This window comes from Hymenobacter sp. NBH84, assembly GCF_014217645.1.
In the GTDB taxonomy this organism is placed as follows: domain Bacteria; phylum Bacteroidota; class Bacteroidia; order Cytophagales; family Hymenobacteraceae; genus Hymenobacter; species Hymenobacter profundi.
On the sequence record NZ_CP043644.1, the window covers coordinates 2,733,345 to 2,754,637 of the forward strand.

19 protein-coding genes and 1 tRNA gene are annotated in these 21,293 nt (G+C 57.4%); 10 read left to right on the forward strand and 10 right to left on the reverse strand.

From position 1 onward, the window contains the following. Positions 1-80 precede the first annotated feature (80 nt). Both F1C16_RS11415 and F1C16_RS11420 read right to left on the reverse strand, forming a co-directional pair. The gene (locus F1C16_RS11415; protein ID WP_185280779.1) at positions 81-1,925 is read right to left on the reverse strand and encodes a DUF885 family protein; all 1,845 of its coding nucleotides are present in this window, start codon (positions 1,923-1,925) and stop codon (positions 81-83) included. 83 nt (positions 1,926-2,008) lie between these two features. Continuing rightward, the gene (locus tag F1C16_RS11420; protein ID WP_258048883.1) at positions 2,009-2,575 is read right to left on the reverse strand and encodes a glutathione peroxidase; all 567 of its coding nucleotides are present in this window, start codon (positions 2,573-2,575) and stop codon (positions 2,009-2,011) included. A gap of 386 nt (positions 2,576-2,961) precedes the next feature. Between F1C16_RS11420 and F1C16_RS11425 the strand changes: the two genes are divergently transcribed. From F1C16_RS11425 to ureG, 6 genes are all read left to right on the forward strand, one after another. Then, positions 2,962-3,570, forward strand: a complete 609-nt coding sequence (locus F1C16_RS11425) for an urease accessory protein (RefSeq protein ID WP_185280781.1) — start codon at positions 2,962-2,964, stop codon at positions 3,568-3,570. A 180-nt stretch (positions 3,571-3,750) separates the two neighbouring features. Then, positions 3,751-4,485, forward strand: a complete 735-nt coding sequence (locus tag F1C16_RS11430; protein WP_185280782.1) for an urease subunit beta — start codon at positions 3,751-3,753, stop codon at positions 4,483-4,485. Positions 4,486-4,499: 14 nt separating this feature from the next. Beyond that, entirely contained in the window at positions 4,500-5,051 is a 552-nt protein-coding gene (locus tag F1C16_RS11435; RefSeq protein ID WP_185280783.1) for a hypothetical protein, read from the forward strand. Between the two features lie 15 nt (positions 5,052-5,066). Beyond that, a complete protein-coding gene (ureC, locus tag F1C16_RS11440) occupies positions 5,067-6,782 on the forward strand; it encodes an urease subunit alpha (RefSeq protein ID WP_185280784.1) in 1,716 nt (571 codons plus the stop codon). A gap of 167 nt (positions 6,783-6,949) precedes the next feature. Beyond that, a complete protein-coding gene (locus tag F1C16_RS11445) occupies positions 6,950-7,615 on the forward strand; it encodes an urease accessory protein UreF (protein WP_185280785.1) in 666 nt (221 codons plus the stop codon). Positions 7,616-7,774: 159 nt separating this feature from the next. Next, positions 7,775-8,530: an urease accessory protein UreG gene (ureG, locus tag F1C16_RS11450; protein ID WP_185280786.1), complete on the forward strand. Its 756-nt coding sequence runs from the start codon at positions 7,775-7,777 to the stop codon at positions 8,528-8,530. A 31-nt stretch (positions 8,531-8,561) separates the two neighbouring features. On the opposite strand, the gene F1C16_RS11455 is transcribed toward ureG, so the two are convergent. The 3 genes from F1C16_RS11455 to F1C16_RS11465 form a co-directional block, all read right to left on the reverse strand. After that, positions 8,562-9,305: a YqjF family protein gene (locus F1C16_RS11455; protein WP_219733329.1), complete on the reverse strand. Its 744-nt coding sequence runs from the start codon at positions 9,303-9,305 to the stop codon at positions 8,562-8,564. A gap of 209 nt (positions 9,306-9,514) precedes the next feature. Beyond that, positions 9,515-10,369: an urease accessory protein UreD gene (locus F1C16_RS11460; RefSeq protein ID WP_185280787.1), complete on the reverse strand. Its 855-nt coding sequence runs from the start codon at positions 10,367-10,369 to the stop codon at positions 9,515-9,517. A 53-nt stretch (positions 10,370-10,422) separates the two neighbouring features. Continuing rightward, positions 10,423-11,109: an HAD family hydrolase gene (locus F1C16_RS11465; protein ID WP_185280788.1), complete on the reverse strand. Its 687-nt coding sequence runs from the start codon at positions 11,107-11,109 to the stop codon at positions 10,423-10,425. Between the two features lie 302 nt (positions 11,110-11,411). Here F1C16_RS11465 and F1C16_RS11470 point away from each other — a divergent pair, with 302 nt between their 5' ends. After that, the gene (locus F1C16_RS11470; RefSeq protein WP_185280789.1) at positions 11,412-11,774 is read left to right on the forward strand and encodes a hypothetical protein; all 363 of its coding nucleotides are present in this window, start codon (positions 11,412-11,414) and stop codon (positions 11,772-11,774) included. A 76-nt stretch (positions 11,775-11,850) separates the two neighbouring features. On the opposite strand, the gene F1C16_RS11475 is transcribed toward F1C16_RS11470, so the two are convergent. The 3 genes from F1C16_RS11475 to F1C16_RS11485 all read right to left on the reverse strand — a co-directional run bounded on the left by F1C16_RS11475 (position 11,851) and on the right by F1C16_RS11485 (position 13,538). Continuing rightward, a complete protein-coding gene (locus tag F1C16_RS11475) occupies positions 11,851-12,519 on the reverse strand; it encodes a phosphatase PAP2 family protein (protein WP_185280790.1) in 669 nt (222 codons plus the stop codon). A 101-nt stretch (positions 12,520-12,620) separates the two neighbouring features. Continuing rightward, positions 12,621-12,702 (reverse strand) — tRNA-Leu (locus tag F1C16_RS11480). A gap of 119 nt (positions 12,703-12,821) precedes the next feature. After that, on the reverse strand, positions 12,822-13,538 hold the full coding sequence (locus F1C16_RS11485) for a phosphatase PAP2 family protein (protein WP_185280791.1): 717 nt from the start codon (positions 13,536-13,538) through the stop codon (positions 12,822-12,824). A 111-nt stretch (positions 13,539-13,649) separates the two neighbouring features. On the opposite strand from F1C16_RS11485, the gene F1C16_RS11490 reads away from it, so the two are divergent. The 3 genes from F1C16_RS11490 (at position 13,650) to F1C16_RS11500 (ending at position 17,472) form a co-directional block, all read left to right on the forward strand. Then, on the forward strand, positions 13,650-14,333 hold the full coding sequence (locus tag F1C16_RS11490) for a class I SAM-dependent methyltransferase (RefSeq protein ID WP_185280792.1): 684 nt from the start codon (positions 13,650-13,652) through the stop codon (positions 14,331-14,333). Positions 14,334-14,393: 60 nt separating this feature from the next. Beyond that, complete coding sequence (locus F1C16_RS11495; protein WP_185280793.1) at positions 14,394-16,253, forward strand: M61 family metallopeptidase; 1,860 nt, start codon at positions 14,394-14,396, stop codon at positions 16,251-16,253. A gap of 97 nt (positions 16,254-16,350) precedes the next feature. Next, complete coding sequence (locus F1C16_RS11500) at positions 16,351-17,472, forward strand: glycosyltransferase family 1 protein (protein WP_185280794.1); 1,122 nt, start codon at positions 16,351-16,353, stop codon at positions 17,470-17,472. Positions 17,473-17,748: 276 nt separating this feature from the next. Here F1C16_RS11500 and F1C16_RS11505 read toward each other — a convergent pair whose 3' ends face one another. Together F1C16_RS11505 and F1C16_RS11510 are read right to left on the reverse strand one after the other, a co-directional pair. Beyond that, complete coding sequence (locus F1C16_RS11505; protein WP_185280795.1) at positions 17,749-19,227, reverse strand: PA14 domain-containing protein; 1,479 nt, start codon at positions 19,225-19,227, stop codon at positions 17,749-17,751. A gap of 301 nt (positions 19,228-19,528) precedes the next feature. Next, positions 19,529-20,845, reverse strand: a complete 1,317-nt coding sequence (locus F1C16_RS11510) for a PA14 domain-containing protein (RefSeq protein ID WP_185280796.1) — start codon at positions 20,843-20,845, stop codon at positions 19,529-19,531. Positions 20,846-21,293: the final 448 nt, after the last annotated feature.

Below are 21,293 nucleotides of genomic sequence, written 5' to 3' on the forward strand. Positions count from 1 at the left end.
GCTACGCCTTCGCTCAACATGACGTTCTGATTGGTCAGAATAATGTTCTGGTTGGCGTGCTGTACTCCTTCACCCCTACCCTACCGCTCGTCTTCGGCCCAGGCGTCCATTTTGCGCTCCAGCACCGAGAGCGGCATCACGCCGTCTTTCAGCAACTCATCGTGGAAGGCGCTGAGGCTGAAATGGCTGGTTTGCTCGCGGCGGTTGCGGGCGCGCAGCTTCTGCGTAGCGCCTAGTAGACTCTGGTACTTGGCGCGCAGCTCCTGAATTTTCAGCGCCCCTACCTTATAGGAAAGCGCCTGGCCCGGAATGGCCATGTAGCGCTCAATTTCGGCGGTGGCGCCCTGCTCGCTGATGGCCTCGTTTTCCATCATGTATTGAATAGCTTCTTCGCGGGTCATACCCTTGGTGTGCATGCCCACATCAACCACCAGCCGGATAGCGCGGTGAATCTCGTCGCCCAGGGCGCCCATGCGCTGGTAGGGGTCGGTGTAGAGGCCCAGCTCTTTGCCTAGGCTTTCGGTGTAGAGCGCCCAACCCTCGCCCATGGCGCCGTACCAGGCAAAACGCCGGAACTTGGGTAGGCTGTCGTTTTCCTGTTGCAACGAAATCTGATAGTGGTGGCCCGGAATGGCCTCGTGCAGAAACAACGACTCCATGCCCGAGGTGATGTTGAACTCGCGAGCGTTCAGAATCGGAATGTAGAAAATGCCCGGCCGCGCGCCGTCGGGGCTACCCTGGTTGTATTCAGCCGAGGCCGACTCAGCCCGAAAAGCCTCCGTCTGCCGAATCTCGAACGGCGTTTTGGGCGTGCGCCCGAACATCTTTTTCAGGTTGGGCTCGATGCGCGCCTGAATGCCCCGGAAAGCGTCGAGTACCTGTTCGGAGTTCTGGTAGGGCGTGAATTGCTTGTCGGTTTTCAGATGTTCAAAAAACGCCGCCAAATCGCCTTTGAAGCCCACTTTGCGCTTGATATCCTCCATCTCGCCCCGAATGCGGCTCACCTCGGCGCGACCAGTCTGGTAGATTTCCTCCGGCGTTTTGTCGGTAGTGGTCCAGTACTTCACGTAGTAGCGGTACGTGTCGGCACCGTCCGGAATTTCGGAAATGCCGGTGGTGGTGCGGGATACGGGCAGGTACTCGTTTTTCAGAAAATCGGCTAGCTTGCGGTAGGTAGGCACCAGCTGCGTGAGAATAGCCGCCTTGTACGAGTCCACCAGCCGCTGCTGGTCTACCTCCGACACACCTTCCGGGAACTGCTTCACCGGCGCAAAAAACAGGCTTTTGGTGGGGTCGCTCACCACAAAGGCCTGCATTTGCGGAATCATCTTCTCAACCAATGGCCGGGGCAGCACCACGCCCGTGCGCATCCCTACCCGGAAGTTGGCAATGGCCGAGTCGGCCCACACCGCAAAGCCCTTGGTACGGCCCAGCCAGTTGTCGTAGTCCTGGGCGGTTTTGAAAGGTTGGTTACCAGTGCCCGCACCCAGCTGGCCCATCGTGAGGGGTAGGCCCCAAAACTGCTGGAAGGGCATCTGCCAGGTGTTCAGTTTCAACCCACCAAGGCGGGTTTGCATCTCATACTCAAAGATGTCGTAGCTGATTTTGTCGTTCTCGGCCAGCGAATCGCGCTGGAACAAATGCAGCTGGTCGAGGGAGGTTTGGTAGAACGTGCGCAGCGAGTCGCGGAAGGCGTGCGTCTGGTCGTTGGGTAGGCGGTTGTTGAAGCGGTTGTCGCCCTGGCCCGTGGCTTCCAGCGGGAAAAAGCGCGACTGTTGCTCCCAGTAATTACTGTAGAGCGCCCGTAGACTGGCTGGTTTGGGCACAGAGGTAGAGGCATCGGCCGTTTCGGCCGGTTTCTTGTTTTGCTCCGAGCAGCTGAATAAGAGGCAGGCCGCTGCACCAGCCAGGAAAAAATTCTTCATATACTAAGGTAGGGAAGCTGAACAAGCAAGGGCCAAAAGATACGCGGTTTTGCGTGGGCCACCGCGGTCGGCCCACCACGCCGCTAGCCCCAGATACTGCCGGTAACGTCGTCGCTCAGCGGCGATACGGCCGGCCCGAAATAGCCCAATAGACGGCCGTCTTCACTGACGAGGTATTTTGAGAAATTCCAGTCGGGCGCCTGCTCGTTCCAGCCGTTTTGTTGGGCCTGGCTCAACCACTGATACACCGGGTTTTGCGCACTATTTTTTACTACTACGCTTTTCTTCATCAAGGGGAACGATACGCCGAAGTTCATCTGGCAAAACTGCTCAATGGCTTTATCGTCGGCTTTTTCCTGCTCGGCGAAGTCGTTGGCCGGAAAGCCCAGCACCACCAGCTCGTCGGCAAACTGCTCCGAGAGCTGTTGCAGCTCCTCGTACTGGTTGGTGAAACCGCAGTTGGAAGCCGTATTCACCAGCAACACCTTCTTGCCCTTCAGCTCCTCGAAGGGTAGGGACTCGCCATTGTTGCGCTGGCCCGCCAGCTTATAAAAGGATACCGGCGCGCCGGCTTGTTGATTGCTGGTCACCACCTTACCCTTACTGCTCGACTTCGACAGCCGCATAATCAGCGGGTACAGGAATTTCATGAGTTTCTGACGGAACGAGGCCATAGAGCTGCTAAATAACGGGAGGATGCATCCGGAACCGTCCGGACTTCTGGTAAAGATACTCCGTTGGGGCAGTGCTTGTTTTGCCGCTGTATAGTCGCGCTGTCTATATTTAGCGCTATATACAAACTAGAAACTAGCGCTAGCAAGCTAGTTCCCCTCCTTTTTTAAGGAGGGGTGCCCGCAGGGCGGGGTGGTAAAGTCGTTGAACGGCATCTAGAGTTAGTTTTCTTAGTTCTTAGCATTCTAGTTCTAGTAATCGTTCTCACGGTTTTACCACCCCGGCCTGCGGCCACCCCTCCTTAAAAAAGGAGGGGAAATAGCTTGCTAGCTTTAGCCTCCTTTTATCCTTGCATTCACTATCTATGCATGCTTTCCTACCCATTCTATTCGCATTCATCATCGGTATCGGCCATGCCTTCGAGCCCGACCACCTGCTGGCCGTCAGCCAGCTCGTAGCCCGCCGCGACTCTACCCTGCTGGCTGTGAAAGATGGCCTGTACTGGGGCCTGGGCCACACCACTACGTTGGTGGTATTTGGCGGGCTGGTGCTGCTGGGCAAAGTCACGTTTCTGTCCAGCGGCTATTTCGAGGCGGCTGTGGGCGTGCTCCTAATCACGATGGGGATAGGCCGCCTGGTGAACAAGCAGAACTATACCCTACCCACTTTGGTAGCCCGCAACCGCCACCAGCTCGCCTACGCCATCGGCCTGCTGCACGGCCTGGCGGGTAGCGGCGCACTGGTTCTGCTGGTGATGAGCGAGCTACGCGACCCGCTTCACAGCCTGGCCTACATCCTGCTGTTCGGGCTAGGTTCGGTGGTGGGTATGTTCGGCGCGGCGGCTCTCATGAACATTCCCTTCACGCCCCGCATGCGCATCAGCCGCGTGCTCACGAGTTCGGTGGTGGTCGTCACGTCGCTGCTGAGTATTGGGTATGGGGGATGGATGATATATTCGAACGTGCTGACGTAGCTTGTTTATGCTTACTAGGATACATTGCCACCCTCCCTATATTGTCATCTTGAGCGGAGCGAAGGACCTTCTCACGCATGAGCGAGTCGTTTGTACGCTTGTCGTTCATGGGTGAGAAGGTCCTTCGCAAGCTCAGGATGACAGACGTATTCGCAATCTCACAACTTCACCCCTCACCGTATGCACCTCGCCCCCAAAGATCTTGATAAGCTGGTGCTGCACCAAGCCGGCTTTGTGGCTCAGAAGCGCTACGCCCGCGGCCTGCGCCTCAACTACCCCGAGGCCACGGCTCTACTCGCTACTCAGCTACTAGAGTTCATCCGCGATGGCGAGAGCGTGGCCGTGCTCATGGACAAAGGCAAGCAGCTCCTCGGCCACGCCGACGTGCTGCCCGGTGTGGCCGATCTGCTACCCGAGGTGCAAATCGAGGGTACCTTCCCCGACGGAACCAAACTCGTGACGGTGCACTACCCCATCTGCCGCGAGCATGGCTCGCCGGAGCTGGCGCTCTACGGCTCCGGCCTCACGCGCCGCCCACCCCTCGCCGGCCCCGATACCGTCATCAACGCCCAGCCCGGCGAGTACCTGCTGGCCGAGGACGACCTCATTCTCAACGAAGGCCGCGACACCGTGGAGCTGGACGTGCTCAACCAGGGCGACCGGCCCGTGCAGGTGGGCTCGCACTACCCCTTCTTCGAAACCAACGCCGCGCTGGAATTCGACCGCGCTGCCTCCTTTGGCTACCGCCTCAACATCCCGGCCGGTACGGCCGTGCGCTTCGAGCCCGGCGAACGAAAGCGCGTGACGCTAGTGGCGCTGGCGGGGGAAAGGATTGTGTATGGTGGCAATGGCTGGACGGATGGGAAGGTGGAGGAGGAGAATAAGGGTAGGGCGTTAGGAAAAATACAGTCCTGAACTTGCCGATGAATATGAACGCTTATTTTGTTCTCTGGCCTAACGACTGGTGTAAGCGGTTGCAAAAAGCCGGTGACCTAGGTCCACTGCAAGTTGCGTATGGTGGACCACATACCTCCGTTCCTTCACTTAGTAAGGTTAAGGCTGGTGACCTGATTTATCCGGTAGCCATCCGAGGCGGTGAGTTATTCATTCTTGGCCGCTTACAGGTAGAGCATATCGACGAAGCGGAAGTTTATCTGACTGCTCACACCATCCAAAAGCTGGACGGTATGTGGGATACTTCCGCTCCGCAGCTTCTACAACAGCACCCGGCACTGGGCCATCGCATCCCGCGCACCTGCGTTGACCATGTAGCTACCGGCGTAGGTACCGGCCTACGGTTTGATTTCGGTGTGCCATCAGAACTGGTTCGTCAGCTACAGTTCGGCCCCAAAGTCGGGCAGGAAAAGCCGTTGAACATTAGCGCCGATAGCAAAGTCTCCGTCGTTTCGCTGCAAGGGCATTATCGCCGCTTGAGCGCCAATTCCGCGCAGTTAATCGCTGAGCTAATGCAACGTTTCTAATAGCATTTTCATACTATGCCCTACCCCCTCTCCCGGCGCGCGTACGCCGATATGTATGGCCCGACCACCGGCGACCGGGTGCGCCTGGGCGACACCGATTTGCTGATTGAAGTAGAGAAAGACTACTGCACCTACGGCGAGGAATGCAAGTTTGGCGGCGGCAAGGTGCTGCGCGACGGCATGGGCCAGGCCGCTGGCATTCCGCAGGCCGAGGCGCTGGATCTGCTCATCACCAACGCCCTAGTGCTGGACTACATCGGCATCTACAAGGCCGATATCGGCATCAAAAACGGCCGGATTGTGGGTATCGGCAAGGCTGGTAACCCCCACATTATGCCCAACGTGACGCCCGGCATGACCGTGGGCGTGACGACGGAGGTGGTGGCCGGCGAGGGCAAAATCCTTACGGCTGGCGGCATCGACTGCCACATTCATTTCATCAGCCCCCAGCAGATTCCGGAGGCGTTGGCCTCGGGCCTGACCACGATGGTAGGCGGCGGCACGGGTCCGGCCGCGGGCACTACGGCTACTACCTGTACACCCGGCGCGTTCTACATCGAGATGATGCTGAAGGCGACGGAGGCCTACCCGCTCAACTTCGGGTTTCTGGGCAAAGGCAACTCGTCCAAACCCGAAGGGCTGCGCGAGCAGATTGAGGCCGGGGCGTTAGGCTTCAAACTGCACGAGGACTGGGGCACTACCCCCGCCGCCATTGACCAGTGCCTCTCGGTGGCCGAGGAGTACGACGTGCAGGTGTGTATCCACACGGACACGCTGAACGAGAGCGGCTTCGTGGAAAACTCGGTGGGTGCGTTCAAGGGGCGTACCATTCACTCCTACCACACCGAGGGCGCGGGCGGTGGCCACGCCCCCGACATCATCAAGATTTGCGAGGAGCCGAACGTGATTCCGTCGAGCACCAACCCCACGCGGCCCTACACCGTGAATACCATCGATGAACACCTGGATATGCTGATGGTGTGCCATCACTTGGACCGCAACATCCCGGAGGACGTGGCCTTTGCCGAAAGCCGCATCCGAAACGAAACCATTGCCGCCGAGGATGTTCTGCACGACATGGGTGCCCTCAGCATCATCAGCAGCGACTCGCAGGCCATGGGCCGGGTAGGCGAGGTGATTACGCGCACCTGGCAAACGGCTCACAAAATGAAGCAGCAGCGCGGCCCCCTCCCCGAAGACGCGCCCGGCCGTCACGACAATTTCCGCGCCCGGCGCTACGTGGCCAAGTACACCATCAACCCCGCCCGCGCCCACGGTTTCGCCGACGAAATTGGCTCCGTGGAGGTAGGCAAGCTGGCCGACTTGGTGCTCTGGAAACCCGCCCTGTTCGGCTCCCGCCCCGAAACCATCCTGAAAGGCGGCATCATCGTGCAGAACCAGATGGGCGATGCCAACGCCTCCATCCCTACCCCGCAGCCCTCCTTCTCGCGGCCGATGTTCGGGGCGCTGGGTGGGGCCGTGGGCCAGTCGTCGGTGGTGTTTGTGTCGCAGGCTTCAGCTGAGCACGTGGCGGCCACCTACGGCTTGCAGAAGCGCGTGGTGCCTGTGCGTGGCTGCCGTACCGTCACAAAGCACGACATGGCCTTGAACGACTACTTACCCAACATTGAGGTAGACCCGGAGACGTACAAAGTGACGGTAGACGGCGTGCATCTGACCTGCGAGCCTGCCACCAAGCTGCCGCTGGGGCAGCTGTATAATTTGTTTTAACAGCACCCCACCCCCCGGCCCCCTCCCCTCCGGGAGAGGGGGAGCCTAATGGAAATTATGAAATATGAATGACCGTTGAACAACATTCAATAGTTAACGCTCAACATCCCCTACCGTCAGGCTCCCCCTCTCCCGGAGGGGAGGGGGCCGGGGGGTGGGGTACCCATATGCACCTCGCCCGCTTGCTCCACCTCACGGACTCGGCCCTGCCAACGGGTTCATTTGCATACTCCTACGGGTTGGAGAGCAGCGCCACATTTGGGCTGTTGCCCGATTCCGGTGCTTTGCGCAACTACTTGTATTCGTTTCTGCAACAGGTAGTCAGCCTGGAATTTCCGTTTCTCAACTCCTGCTTTCACCTACCCGAAAACACGCAGGCGCTACACGATCTGGCCGCTGAGTACGATGCCCAGCTGCTGGTGCCGCCGCTGCACCGCGCCAGCCTGGTGCAGGCCAGCAACTGGCTGCGGCTACTGGTGTCGTTCTACCCCACAGCCGGCCTGGCGGAATTGAGCAGCTGGTTTGCTGGGCTGCCGCTGCATTTCGTACCGGCGTTTGCGTTGTCGTTGCGGCGGGTAGGGTTTGGGCTGGACGAAGCACGGACGGCCTACCTGCACATGGCCCTACGCGACCAAATCAGCGCGGCTATCCGGCTGGGCGTGCTGGGGCCGATGGAAGGTCATCGACTACAACATGATTTCTACGCTATTTTTGAAGAGTTGCTGGCTGCGCCTACGTCCGTTTCTTACCAGGAGGCCACGCGTTCCGGCTTTTTGCTGGAGGTAACGCAACTGTTTCACGAGGATATTTACTCTAAATTATTTCAGAACTAGGGGTTATGAATGTCATCCTGAGTGGAGCGAAGAACCTTCTCACGCGTGAACGACAGCCGCAACAACGACTTGTTCACACGTGAGAAAGTCCTTCGCTCCACTCAGGATGACAGACTTCCCACTCTCTTACTCTCCTACCCTCACACCCAGCCCCTCACCATGGCTTTTGTTGATAAACTCGCTCTTCTCCTCCACGGCCACAACCCGCACGAAGCCTATGAGTCGCCGGGCGACTACAACGAGCGAGAGACGCGCCGCTTACCCTCCTACCGTAACTTCCGCAAGCGAGCTTTCACGGTGGGCATTGGCGGGCCGGTGGGCACCGGCAAAACGGCCCTGCTGAAAGCGCTCTGCGAGCGGCTGCGCCACGAGTTGGAGCTGGGTGTAGTCACCAACGATATCTTCACCCGCGAAGACGCCGACTTTCTCATTCGCCACAGCGCCCTCACCGAAGACCGCATTGTGGGGGTAGAAACCGGCGGCTGCCCCCACGCCGCCATCCGGGAAGATATTTCCCTGAACATGAACGCCCTTGAAGGCCTAATGCAGCGCTTCAACGGCAAGCTCGACTTCCTGTTCGTGGAAAGTGGCGGTGACAACCTAGCCGCGCACTTCAGCCGCGAGTTGGTTGATTACTCCATCTACGTTATCGATGTATCGGGCGGCGACAAGATTCCGCGCAAAGGCGGCCCCGGTATCACGCAAGCCGATCTATTGGTTATCAATAAGATAGATATTGCACACTTGGTGCGCGCCGATCTGGGCGTGATGGAGCGCGACTCGAAGAAGATGCGCGGCGACGGCCCCTTCGTATTTGCCCGCGCCTTGGATGGCTACAATCTCGATGTTATCATCGACCACATCAAAGAGGCCAAAACCAAAGCGCTAGCCTCCGTGCGGGAAGACCGAAGGTAGGCTGACCATCTTTGCGCGGAAGCCTTTTCAGCTACACCCGCCGGAGTGTCTGCACCCACACGTCGAGCGGGTCGGCGGCGTAGAGCACCGGCTGGCCGGTAGGGGTAGGAAGGCCGTGGCTTTCCACTACCGTTGACTGCCAGCTATTTATCGTAGCCTCGCGGAGTGGCCAAGGCGCGTGCAGCAGTTGGCCGCGCCACAGGTTGGGGCCGTGGATATCGGATTGCAGATCGGGGCCGGCGGTGTAGAGGTAGTAGCGCTCGGTGAGAAAATGCGCCAGGGAACCCGGCTGTGAGGCCGGCAATGGTGCTCCTACCGTCCAGGTGGCGGCAAACGTGGCGGGCGCAGCGCCGGCGTGGGTGCGCTCGGCCACCGCTTGGAGCGTGTTGCCCTGCTGCGTGAGGCGCATCCGAGCGTGGAGGTAGGGCAGGTGAAACAGCGTGCGGGCCGCCCACACACCCAGCGGCTGGGTGGCATCAAGGGAAAGGAACCACACGCCCGGCACCCCATCGAGGGTAGCGTAAGTGCGCACGTTCAGCTCGTGCAGGTGGTTGAAGCCTGGCACGGCGGGTAGCCCCAACGGCCGGATGTTGCTCATGGTGAACGGCACTACGCCCAACCACGCCTGACCCTCAAACAGATCCAGCTCTAGGCGCGGCGGCAGGTAGGGTCGCAGCATTTCCGGCGCTACCGGCCAGTGCGCAAATAGCAGTTGGCTCCACCGCTGCCGCATCAGGTAGGGCCAACGGTAGAAAGGAGTAGGGAACTCGGACACAGGAAAAGAGAGAAGATGAAACAGGAATCCACTCGAAGCTGGACTGTTGCTACGTATACGTGCCGGTTCCGCTAGGGGCGGGTGAGCCGTTGAAAAGGATGTAGAGACGCATACTTGCGTCTCATCGTTGAACGATTTCGTCCACATGGCGCATGCGATGAGACGCAAATATGCGTCTCATCGCATGCATAGTTCACTACTTCACCTCCTCAAAATTTCCTCGTCCACGGGTTGAAGCCCAGCAGTTCCCTGGAGGCCAGCACGCGCATTATTTCCTCGCAAAGCGGCTGCAAGTCGGCCCGACTTAGGCCCAGGGCGCGCAACACGTACACATCTTCGCGGGCTTGCGCCACGGATACTATATAAGAACGGGCCGCCAGCGTGAAATGCGGGTCGCGGCGCTCGGGTAGTTGTTGGGCCAGTAGCACCTCGGCCAGCCGTTGGAAACGCGGGTCGTTGGGCGGGCCTACCAGATAGAGCGAGAGCATGGTTTGGTAGGGGCCAAAGTGCGCAGGTGAGGCGGCAATGTGCTCCTCAGGCCGAAACTGAAAGCGGTCCAGCAGCACCAGCTTGCCCAGTCGCTCTACCCGTAGTTCTGTGTGCAACGACGTGAAGGCGAATCGTTCACCACTGTCGGTGCGGCCGGCGTGGAACCAGTCGACCAATAGGAGCACAGCGCCGGCTTGTAGTTGCCAGTGCTGCTGCTGGCGGTAGCGGCTGCCGGCCTGGGGCACCAAGGGGTCGGGAAATACCACCGCCAGCGCGTTTTCGGCCAGGGTGCCGGTGGTGTGTTGCAGGGTTTCCTGCGTGCCTACTGCCTTGTATACTCTGGTGTTGGCCTGCGTACCCAAAAACAGATGTGCCCCTTCCCCTACTCCCACCCGCAGCCGAATGGCATCGCCGGAAACCAAGCCACCGCCGTAGCTCGACAGCACCGCGTAGCAGGCCCGAGCGGCAGAACGAGGCTGCAAAATCTTGAGCGGCTGTACGCTACGGCACGTCGTCAGCACCGACTGGCCGCGCACTACGGCTACTTCCAGCGCACTTTCTTCGGGTAGAGGCATCAAGTAGAATACAGGCAGTGATGAACGCAACAAGAGGAAACGGACTGGTTTCGCTACTTCGCTTTCTCACGCACCATCAGGCCCAGCACGTCGCGCAGGCTGTCAATCTGGTGCTTGGGTTCCAAGGCCCGGCACGCGTCGGCGTCGCCGAAGCCGTAGCGCGCCCAGCAAGCGTCGATACCGCAGTTACGGGCAAACAGCAGGTCGGCGGCCGTATCGCCAATCATGAGGGTAGCGGCTGGCAGCACCGGCGCGAAGTAGGGCCGCACAACTTGCTCGTAGAGCACGGGGCTAGGCTTTAGAGGCAGTTGCTGGTCGGGGTAGCTGCCATCGCCGACGAGCAGTTGCACATCGGCGCGCAGGCCCAGGCGCGTTAGGGAAGTTTCCAACGTAACAGCGCCTTTGTTGCTTACTACGGCTACGGCAATATTTCGGGCGCGGGCGGCGGCCAGCACCTCGCGGGCGCCCGCAAACGGCTTTACCAACTCTTCTCCCTCGTTGGTGTAGATGCTCCGATAGGTGAGCAGCCACGCCGCTAGCTCGGCCCCGGCCAACTGCGGGTGCAATGCCTGTAGGGCGTCGGGTGAGGGTAAGCCCAGGCCTACCACTCGTTCCAGCTCGGCTTGAGGCGGCACCGGCACTTGGTAATGCGTAAATACTTGGTGCAGACTATGAAGGATAGCCGCCTCTGAGTTGCAGAGCGTACCATCGTAATCAAACAAAAGCAGAGAGTAGGACATGGGCGAAAATAAATTACTCCGCATGGTGCAGAGGAAGTTGTAAAGCTACTGGCTGAAACGCCGATAATGCTCTTAGAATAGGCAGGAAACGTATTTTCACGGCATGTAGCTCAACAACAAATTCATAATGAAGCAATTATGTACTTCAAATGAGTAACCGAATTACCTGCCAGCCGTTAAGATTACGGATTTGCACGGCCACAAAAGCCAGCGCTTTGCAACCTGCAAGACTACCGGCCTTTGTAGGCCACTTAGTTTTGTTACCCGCTATCATCTACTCTTTCACCAGAAACTCTCTTTTCATGAAACGCTCATTCTTTTTCGCTGCCGCGGCTCTTACTGCTGCTACCCTGTCGCTCTCTAGCTGTGGCAACGATTCAACTACTACCGACACCTCGACTACTGCCGGCGGCGCAATGGATTCCAACCCGACCATGAACTCGGATACGGGCATGAATGCCGATACTACCATGTCGACGATGCCATCTGACGGCACTTCTACCATGTCGGATGCTGGCGCGGCCACTACCACTGCTGGTATGTCTACTGGCAGCAGCGGTACCATGAACGGCGCTACCACCGGCACCACGGCTGGCACTACCACAACTGGCACGGCTACTACCACCGCCGGCACAGCTGGTACTACAGGTGCTACCACTATGTAAGTGAACGGCGCTGCCGTTTTAGAAACGAAAGCCACCCCGAACACATACCGGGGTGGCTTTTTTACGCCTTTTCCTCTTACCCAGGCTGCCCCAGCCCTTTGCGCCAGCGCAGGATAATACGCAGAACCAGCATCCAGACTACGCCCGCTGCAAAACCGGCCGTCACATCAGTGGCATAGTGCACATGCAGGTACACACGCGTGAGGCCAATGAGGGCGGCCCATACCAAAAGCCCCACGGCAAGGCCGCGCTGACCGTGGCGCCACGCTAGCCATGCCAGCGCCGCGTACAAGGAACTGCCAATCATGGCGTGGCCGCTGGGAAAGCTCAGGCCCGGCTGCGGAATTAAAGCCGAACCGGGGCGAGTGCGCTGGAAATGGAGCTTCAGCAATTGGTTGAACAATGTAGCACCTACCACGGCCAGAAAGACCATCAGGGCCTCGCGCCGCTGCTGCCGCCACAGCAAAAAGCCCGGTATAAGCAGCGCAGCTGCTACCAAAAAGGGCATAGAGGCGAAAAACGTGATGCCGCGTACCCAGGCTGTGAGCCGCGGCGCGGCCGCCCGCAAGGCATCCATTTGAGCAAACGCCCAATCGTCAAACGCAGCGGAATGCTGCACAAACACGATGCGCGTGAGGTAAAAAAACACCCCGAAGGCTAGTAGAAAGAATAACCCAGCCAGGGCCACTTCCAACGTAATCAGCTCGGCCAGCGTAGTCAGGCGCTTATGCAGACGTTTTCTCATATCGCCTATCCTACGCACCACTCACCGCACTTGATACTTTGGGGCGCAATCACTTTGGTCTGAAAACAAAAAAGCCGACCCGGTGAGGGGTCGGCTTTCAGTGCGCTCGGAGAGACTCGAACTCTCACACCTTGCGGAACTGCCGCCTGAAGACAGCGCGTCTACCAATTTCGCCACAAGCGCAACACGTTTATCAGAAAATCACCCTGTTGGTAGTCGTTTGATGGTGCAAAGATACAACGGTGAATTTGCTTTGCGCAACATTTTCTTCAAAATAATTCGTCAAAAACCGTGTTTTCGCATCACATAAGCTGTTTTTCAACGAGTTGCGGATTATGTTTAAAGCGCTTTTTTACAATTTTTTCCAAGCGTTTCAGCAAGGGAATGGCAACAAGCAGCCACACAATACCGGCTGCATAGCCTGCCAGCACATCGGTGGCGTAGTGCACGCGCAAGTACACACGGGTAAGGCCGATAAGCAGAATCAGCACCGCTAACCCCGTCATCAGCCCCCAACGTAGGGCAGGCCGCGCTATGTGAGTATAGGTTAGGTAGATCAGCAAGCCGTAAAAAGAAGCCGAAATCATGGCGTGGCCGCTGGGAAAGCTCAGGCCCGAAGCCGATACCAGCGGCAACAGCGGCCGCGGACGGTGGTAGAAATTTTTGAGCAATAAGTTGAGCGTGATGCTACCCAGGGCCACCACCGGCACCAGCAACGAATACCACCGGTGCCGCCGCACCAACAGAAAATACCCAATCAGCCCCAGCGCCGCCGCCACAATGAAGTTGCGCGAGGCAAAAAACGTCAGCACCTCTACCCATTGCTGGTGGGTAGGGCCAAATAAGTCGCGCGTCCAACGGAAAGCTGCCTCGTCGAAGGGCGCAGCGTGCTCGTTGAACACCTCGCGCCCAATCGCCAGAAACGCCACAGTGCCCAGCGCGCCCAGTCCCAGAGTAAGCGTAAACTCGGTGATAAACAGTGTAATGCCCGCCAGCAGGCGCCGGAGTGAAGTAGTCATTCAAATAGAATTAAACCCTATCGAAGATAGTAACGCTTCTTCGAACCATCTTTACAGGGTAGCCCTTGGCATTGCCCATAGCTTATTGCAGATACGGGCACTCGCCAATCGTTGGTCGGAAACCGCCTTCTTTCACCTTCAACCTCTACCCTTCTGAAAGGCTTCGATTACGTGGCGCCGTTTTATGATGCGCTGGCGCAGCTGGTATTTGGTCGGGCATTGCGCCGCACCCAGCAAGCAGCTCTGGCGGGGCTTCCAGTGGGCACGCCGCGGGTACTCATCATCGGGGGCGGCACGGGCTGGATTCTGGGTGACATCTGGCGGCAGTGTCCGCAGGCCCGCGTGCTCTACCTAGAGGCCTCAAGCCAGATGCTGGTGCAGGCCCGCGCGTGGCAACACCGCCATCAGCCGCAGCGGGCCATACAAGTGGAATTTCGGTTAGGTACTGAAGCCGCATTGCGTCCAGCGGAGCAGTTTGATGCGGTACTCACCTTTTTCTTTCTCGACCTGTTTGCACCCAACCAGTTGCAGCGGGTAGTGCAACAGCTTAACACAGTCCGGCGCTCCGGCGCGCCCTGGCTGCTTGCCGATTTCACGACCCCTACCCGCTGGTGGCATCACGGGCTGCTGGCTTTAATGTACCGTTTCTTTCAGCTCACCACGGGCATCTCAGCCCGTGCCCTACCCTCTATGCACGAGGCACTGGCGCAGGTGGGGCTGCGGCCACAACATAAGGCCTTCTTCTTTGGGCGGATGATGGAGGCAACGGTATTTTCGGAGCCGGATGCCGATTGAGAAAGCGCCGTTCTGAGCGGAACGCTTACTTTTACTACCTCCACTCCTGACTATTCGTTCATGCGAAAACACGTTACTCTTCTTCTGGCACTGGCTTTTCCGCTGGCGCTATGCCAGTCTGCGGCGGCGCAAACTGCCTCGGTCCCCGTGCGCTACACTGTGGCTTTCCCAAATGCCGTGCACCACGAAGCCCAGATAACTGCTACGTTTACCAACCTGCCTACCACACCCTTGCAGGTACGGATGGCACGTTCCTCGCCGGGACGCTATGCGCTGCATGAGTTTGCCAAGAACGTGTACGATGTGCGTGCGACCAACTCCAAAGGCCAGCTGCTGACCGTGACTCACCCCGACCCCTACGGGTGGGATGTAGCCGGCCACGATGGCACCGTCACGTTCACCTATACCCTGTTCGGCGACCGGACCGATGGCACCTACGCCGGCATCGACTGGCGCCACGCCCACTTGAACATGCCCGCTACCCTGGCGTTTGCCCGAGGCCTGGAGCAACGCCCGGTAGAAGTGAAGTTTGACGCGCCCGCTGACTGGAAGGCCGCTACCCAGCTGCGTCCTGAGCCAACCGGCAACACCTACTATGCGCCTCATTTGCAGTACCTCATGGATTCGCCAACCTCCCTGGGGGCGCAGCAGGTGCGCAGCTGGCAGGAGCAGGGTAAGACCATTGAAATGCAGGTACTGCATGATGGCACCGCCGCCGAACTAGATGATTTTGCAACCAAAACTAAAGGTGTAGTGAAGGAAGCCGCCGCCGTGTTCGGCACGCTGCCGGACTACGATTTTGGTCGCTATACCTTCATTGCCAACTACCTGCCTCAAACCAGCGGCGACGGTATGGAGCACCGCAACTCCACTTCGCTCACCAGCAGCCGTCCATTGCGCGGGCAGGGAGCATTGGATAACCTGGGCACGGTGTCGCACGAGTTTTTCCATAGCTGGAACGTGGAGCGCCTGCGCCCGCAGGACCTGGAGCCGTTCAATTTTGAACAGGCCAATATGAGCAGTAACCTGTGGTTTGCCGAAGGCTTTACGCAGTACTACGGCGACTTACTCCTGCGCCGCTCCGGTGCCTTCAGCACCGACCAGCAGTATTGCGAGGAGGCGTTGTCGGGTGTGGTGAATGCCATGCTGAACTCGCCCGGAGCGGCGCGCTACTCGCCGGTATACATGAGCCAACAGGCACCCTTTGTGGATGCCGCCGTTAGCATCGACCCCAACAACCGGGCAAACACCTACCTCTCCTACTACTACATTGGGGCGGCTAATGCCTTGGCGTTGGATATGATGCTGCGCCAGGACCACAAAACCGACCTCGACACCTACATGCGGGCGCTTTGGCAACAGTACGGCAGCAAGCAACAGAACTATGCTCCTGCCCGCCCCTACACCACCGCCGACCTACAACGCGTGCTGGGCGAAGTAGCCCGCGATACGGCTTTTGCCGGACAGTTTTTCCGCCAGCATATCTACGGGCATACCCTACCCGATTTTGAAAAGCTGCTGGCTCCGGCTGGCCTCTTGGTGCGCAAAGCCCACGCCGGCCAAGCCAGCCTGGGCGCCAATCGGCTGTCGTTCAACGCTGATAGCACACTCACTATCCCAGTTACTCCTCTGGTAGGTAGTCCGCTCTACCAAGCCGGCCTCGACCGCGAGGACGTCATCACGAAATTGGATGGTCAGCCCGTTGCCAACCGTACGGCCTACGGCGCCCTACTGGCCCGTCACAAGCCCGGCGACGTGGTGCCAGTAGTGTACCGTTCGCGGGGGCAACAGCGCACTGCTCAACTAACCCTCACCGAAGATCCTATCTTGGAGGTCCTACCCTACGAAGCCGACAAGCGCACCGTCACGAAGAAGATGAAAGCCTACCGCAACGCGTGGCTGGGTAGCAAAGCCAAATAAGCAGCTACAATGTCTAACACTTACCAGGAAAGCGTACGCTGCCTGTATTTTCATGGATAGTAAGCGTGTTGCTATCCTAGTCTTTTTCCCCTGCGGTATGCGGATTGGATATGATGCAAAACGCCTGTTTGGCAATTTTACTGGCTTAGGAAACTACAGCCGGACTCTGGTGCAGGATGTGGCGCGTTTTCATCCCGAACACGATTACCATTTATACACGCCTGCCATCCGGCAACATCCAGTAACACAACCCTTTCTGGAAAGCACTCAGTATACCACGTTTGTGCCCCCCAGTGGCTTCATCCGGTCCTTGTGGCGCACCTACGGCGTAGTAAAACAATTGAAACGAGACGGTATTGAACTATACCACGGGCTAAGCCACGAATTACCCGTAGGCCTTACGCGTGCGGGCATTCCGGGCGTGGTCACCATGCACGATGTCATTTCCAAAGTTCATCCGGAGTGGTACGGTGCTGTAGAGCGCATTATCTACGACCAGAAGGTACGTTACAGCTGTCGGCACGCGGCTAAAATAGTTGCCATCAGCGAGCATACGAAGCGTGATTTGATAGAGTATTACCGGGTAGAGCCAGACAAAATCAAAGTCATTTATCAAGCCTGTGACCCTGTATACTATCAGCGGCAACCCACTGAACAGGCGGCTCGCACGGTTGCACAATTGGGCGTAACAACGCCTTATGTCTTAGGGGTAGGAAGCTTAGAGCCCCGTAAGAATATTGCCACACTGCTTCGCGCTTACCAACACTTGCCAGTCGATTTGCGGGTACCGCTTGTTTTGGTGGGTAAGGGGAAGCGTCATAAACAGCAGTTGCAACAGCTACTAAGTCAAGCAAATTTGGAAGATGTAGTGTATTGGTTGGAAAACGTAGTGGATATTCGGCAACTCCAGGCGCTGTACCAAGGGGCTTCGGCTCTCATCTACCCTTCACTGTACGAGGGATTTGGGCTACCCATAGCCGAGGCACTGTTGTGCAAAACGCCTGTTATTGCCTCTTCCACCTCTGCTCTACCAGAAGCAGGCGGTCCAGCCTCGTGCTATATAGACCCCACTAGTCCCGAGCAGCTCGCGCACGCTATAGAGAAAGTCCTGACCGATTCAGCACATGCGAATCACATGCGGGAACAGGGCTACCAATACGCCCACACGCAATTTGCACCCGCACGCCTTGCTACTCAGTTAGTAGATTACTACAGCTAATAGACCTGTTTCCAAATCAGAAATGGGCGCTAGAATCTGCCGGTCATGCTTTGGCAAGCGGACGCCAGATCAAGCATGACGTTCTTTTTTCGTTTCTCTTTATTCGGACTTACGCACGAATCGTGTGCCGGTTGGACGCCTACGGCATCGGACCGGCACACGATTCTCTAAACAACTTCAATAAAACCCAGCAGTCCGCAAACGCTTGGAGGGGTAGTAATGGTCACGCATATTGTGACCATTGCTACCCCTCCAAGCGTTTGCAGACTATTAGACTTACCGGCTAGCCTGCATCTGTACAATTTGCATCGGTTCTGCTGTTTGGACCCGTGCTTCGCCCTGGGGCTCTGCTTTGGGATGACGAATCATGACGGGCTGCGTGGTGGTTACGCCATTCACCGTGAGGTGCAGTTGGTAGTTACCGTTGGGCAGTTCCAGGAAGGGCAGCGTCTGGTTGTGCACCCCGTCGGTCAATTGACGAGCGTCGGAAGAGCGCACAGCCACGCCGCGGGTATCGTAAAGCACCCAGCCCACGGGCATATTGCCAGGCAGCTGATAGCGTAGCTGTGAGATGCCATTGGAGGGGTTGGGGTACACGTGCACTTTATAATCGCCATTACCCACGAGCGGGGTAGCTTTGGTGCTAACCTTGGCACCCGCTACGGGCTCCAGTTTCCACTGCTGATCGGCGCCGCCATTGTAGCGCCACTGCTGCAAGCCACCTTCCGACGTTTCTTTCGCCGTTAGGGCTTTGCTGCTGTGCTTGGCTACCAGCGAGTAGTAGCCATCTTCCGCCTCGTGAATTAGCCATAGCTGGTTGTCGCTCTTATAGGCAGGCCACAGGTCGAGGGCGGCGCCGTTGGAAGAGGAATTACCGAGCACTTCCAGCGCTTTGTTGCTACCCTGTACAAACACGCGGTAGTAGCCATTTCCTGCCGACTCAATCATCCATTCGGGTGCGGCGGCATCGGCGGCGGCTTTGCCGGTCGCTTGCTGCTCTGCCACGGCCAGCGTTTGGCCATCGTTGCGGGCCTTCAAACGATATACTCCCGACATGGAGGCTACCGCTGGAGCGGCTACGGCGCCTTTGGGTAGGCGCATGCCAGATTTACGCGCTACAGTTTGCTTAGGAGCTTCTACTGTTGCTTTTGGTTGCGATACTGCTGGTGCAGGCGCCGGAGCAGCGGCCATCACAAATCCTTCGGCCGAGAAGGCTTCAGCCGGAATAGCCTGGCGTGCTTGCTTCGGCGATGTCCACTGCAACTGCACGTGCGCGTCGCCTTCTTCGCTGTGATATTCCAGCTTAATCGGCGTTGATTCGCCAGCGGCCAGGTTCACGTAAATATCCGACTCGGTGAGGCTCTGGCCATCCCAAGTATCCAGAATTTTCTGTCCGTTGATCCACAACCGCACTTGTTCCCCAGCGCGCACGGCAAACGAGTAGGAGCCAGTGGTAGGAGCCGTCAGGAAGCCTTCCCAACGTACCGAGAAATAATCGGCTGGTATGGTAGGGGCTGGTGCGTCTTTTCCCCACTGGAAATTGGGTGCGGCGTCCTGCTGCTGGCGGATGGGTTTACCAGCCAGCGTGCTGTTACCGAAATACCAACCCGTGAGGCCCGGCGTTCCGTTTTGCGCTGGCGCTACCAACTGCTGAAATTCTTTGCCTGGCGCTCCTTTAGCAGAAGCAAACGCACCTTCGGTATGGCTAAACAGGTGCATCCCCACCAAGGAACAGTAGAGTAAGTGTCGCATCATAGGAGAAGAATGTACGGAATTTGGTTAAAATAGTATTTTATTAATAAATACTACCTCTGTTACGTCTATTTCAAAGCTTATCAAACACAATAAAAACCAAGCCAAAGTCGCATACAACAATTCAATGCTTATAATTTTACTATTAATTACAAATATGCTTGATATAGCTTATTTAATAATATGATGCTATACCTATTCCAGCGGCAGATGGCTCATACAAGCTGGATAACATCCAGTGAAACGCTACCCTACTTCTGCTACCCAGCTACGATTGTAGCCAGTTGGCCTTTTCTTGGGTTGCTTATTCAGCCTGAGCTTGTGTTTCGGCCAATGGATGGCGCACCAGGATAGGTTGAGTGGTGGTGATGGTACCCACAGTGAGGTGCAATTGGTAATTACCGTTGGGTAGGGCCGATAACATTAGCGTTTGCTGATGCACACCGCTGATTGCCCGGCGGTAATCGGAGGTACGCACCACAATACCACGCGCATCGTAGAGTACCCAGCCCACTGGTATAGCATCTGGCAGTTGGTAGCGCAGCTGTGAGAGGCTGTTGGCAGGGTTAGGCGACAAGCTCACGTTGTAGGTACCATTGCCCATAAGCGGTGTGCTGGTGGTAGCCGGCTGGGTTACCTTCTCTTTCACGGGATCCAGCCGCCACTGTTGGTCTTCGTGGCCGTTTGCACGCCACTGCTGTACGCCACCCTCGGCAGGCGCTTTGGCCGTGAGGGCTTTCCGGCTATGCTTAGCCACCAGCGTGTAGTAGCCGTCGCCTACCTCCTTAATTTGCCACAGCTGATTATTGCCACTGTAGTAAGGCCATAGGTTGAGGGCAGCACCGTTGGAAGACGAGCTACCTAGCACCTCCAACACTTTAGTGCCACCTTGCACTGCTATCCGGTAGTAGCCTTGGCCGGCTGGCTCGATACGCCAGTGCGCAGCCGCTGCCGCATCGGTACTAGGCTGGTGCTCATCGGCAACGGCCAGTGGCTGACCGGTGGTGCGAGCTTTCAGCGTGAATATACCTGCTAGCTCTGCGGGAGCCGGCATGGTGGTAGGCACGGCTTTAGCTTGGGCCGTCTTTGCTGGCTGAGTCGTAGCGGGGGCTGGTTTGCGTTTGGCAGCGGCATTCTGCTGCTTGGCGCCGGTGCCCGGTGCCTTTGCGGCTACAACATCACCGCTCTCCGAAGAAAAAAATTGGCCTGGAATAGCCTGCCGTGCCTGGCCAGGAGGCAGCCATTGCAGCTGCACGTGCGCGTTCCCTTCTTCGCTGTGGTATTCCATCTTCACTGTTGTGGTTTCGCCGGCGGCCAGCGTTATATAGGCCGGTGGCTGTAGCTGGCCAGTACCGTCCCAGGTGTCGAGCACCTTTTGCCCCCCTATCCACAATCGCACTCGCTCGTCGGCACGTACAGAAAACGAGTAGGAGCCGGTGGTAGGGGCTATAAGCCAGCCCAGCCACCGCACCGAGAAGTAGTCGGCTGATATGGTGGGGGCCGCTGCATCTTTGCCCCAATCAAAGTTGGGGGCAGCATCGCGGCGTTGGAGCACTGGTTTGCCCGCCAGCGTACTGCTGTTGAAGTACAGCGCTGTGAGCCCGGTCTGATTGCCTGGCACCACAAGCGAGGTTTTTTCTGCTTCATCTGCCGGTAACCAGGGCCGGGGATGTGCGCTCCCAGTAGCAGTTAACATACAGATACTTAAAAGCGAACAACAAAATATACGTTGTGTCATACCAACTTCACCAAAAAGTACATTTATAGTATTTTACCAACAAAATAATGCATCTTATCCCTCGCAACCAGCTTAAAAATATTCAATTAATATTCCATAAAAATAATTTATAGCCGATTATTTGTATTTAAATACAATTTAACTATTTAGTGCAAACCCCAGACGGTTTCTTCAATTATTGGCTTCTTGATTCCTTTAGGAGAAACTATTCGTGTCGGAAGCGCTGAACCGCACTATGATTGCCTATATCCGGCAACTCCCGACCTTTGCGCCGGGCAGCCACACAACGCAAGGTGCTGATCGGCCGTTTGCGGGTATAATGTCTTCTTAT

Excerpts from the sequence above, each read along its gene's own strand:
- F1C16_RS11495 (WP_185280793.1), top strand. The coding sequence starts at position 14,394 with ATGCGAAAACACGTTACTCTTCTTCTGGCACTGGCTTTTCCGCTGGCG.
- F1C16_RS11420 (WP_258048883.1), bottom strand. The coding sequence starts at position 2,575 with ATGAAATTCCTGTACCCGCTGATTATGCGGCTGTCGAAGTCGAGCAGT.
- F1C16_RS11460 (WP_185280787.1), bottom strand. The coding sequence starts at position 10,369 with ATGCCTCTACCCGAAGAAAGTGCGCTGGAAGTAGCCGTAGTGCGCGGC.
- F1C16_RS11425 (WP_185280781.1), top strand. The coding sequence starts at position 2,962 with ATGCATGCTTTCCTACCCATTCTATTCGCATTCATCATCGGTATCGGC.
- F1C16_RS11475 (WP_185280790.1), bottom strand. The coding sequence starts at position 12,519 with ATGAGAAAACGTCTGCATAAGCGCCTGACTACGCTGGCCGAGCTGATT.
- F1C16_RS11470 (WP_185280789.1), top strand. The coding sequence starts at position 11,412 with ATGAAACGCTCATTCTTTTTCGCTGCCGCGGCTCTTACTGCTGCTACC.
- ureG (WP_185280786.1), top strand. The coding sequence starts at position 7,775 with ATGGCTTTTGTTGATAAACTCGCTCTTCTCCTCCACGGCCACAACCCG.
- F1C16_RS11445 (WP_185280785.1), top strand. The coding sequence starts at position 6,950 with ATGCACCTCGCCCGCTTGCTCCACCTCACGGACTCGGCCCTGCCAACG.
- F1C16_RS11500 (WP_185280794.1), top strand. The coding sequence starts at position 16,351 with ATGCGGATTGGATATGATGCAAAACGCCTGTTTGGCAATTTTACTGGC.
- F1C16_RS11465 (WP_185280788.1), bottom strand. The coding sequence starts at position 11,109 with ATGTCCTACTCTCTGCTTTTGTTTGATTACGATGGTACGCTCTGCAAC.
- F1C16_RS11430 (WP_185280782.1), top strand. The coding sequence starts at position 3,751 with ATGCACCTCGCCCCCAAAGATCTTGATAAGCTGGTGCTGCACCAAGCC.
- F1C16_RS11415 (WP_185280779.1), bottom strand. The coding sequence starts at position 1,925 with ATGAAGAATTTTTTCCTGGCTGGTGCAGCGGCCTGCCTCTTATTCAGC.
- F1C16_RS11505 (WP_185280795.1), bottom strand. The coding sequence starts at position 19,227 with ATGATGCGACACTTACTCTACTGTTCCTTGGTGGGGATGCACCTGTTT.
- F1C16_RS11485 (WP_185280791.1), bottom strand. The coding sequence starts at position 13,538 with ATGACTACTTCACTCCGGCGCCTGCTGGCGGGCATTACACTGTTTATC.
- ureC (WP_185280784.1), top strand. The coding sequence starts at position 5,067 with ATGCCCTACCCCCTCTCCCGGCGCGCGTACGCCGATATGTATGGCCCG.
- F1C16_RS11435 (WP_185280783.1), top strand. The coding sequence starts at position 4,500 with ATGAACGCTTATTTTGTTCTCTGGCCTAACGACTGGTGTAAGCGGTTG.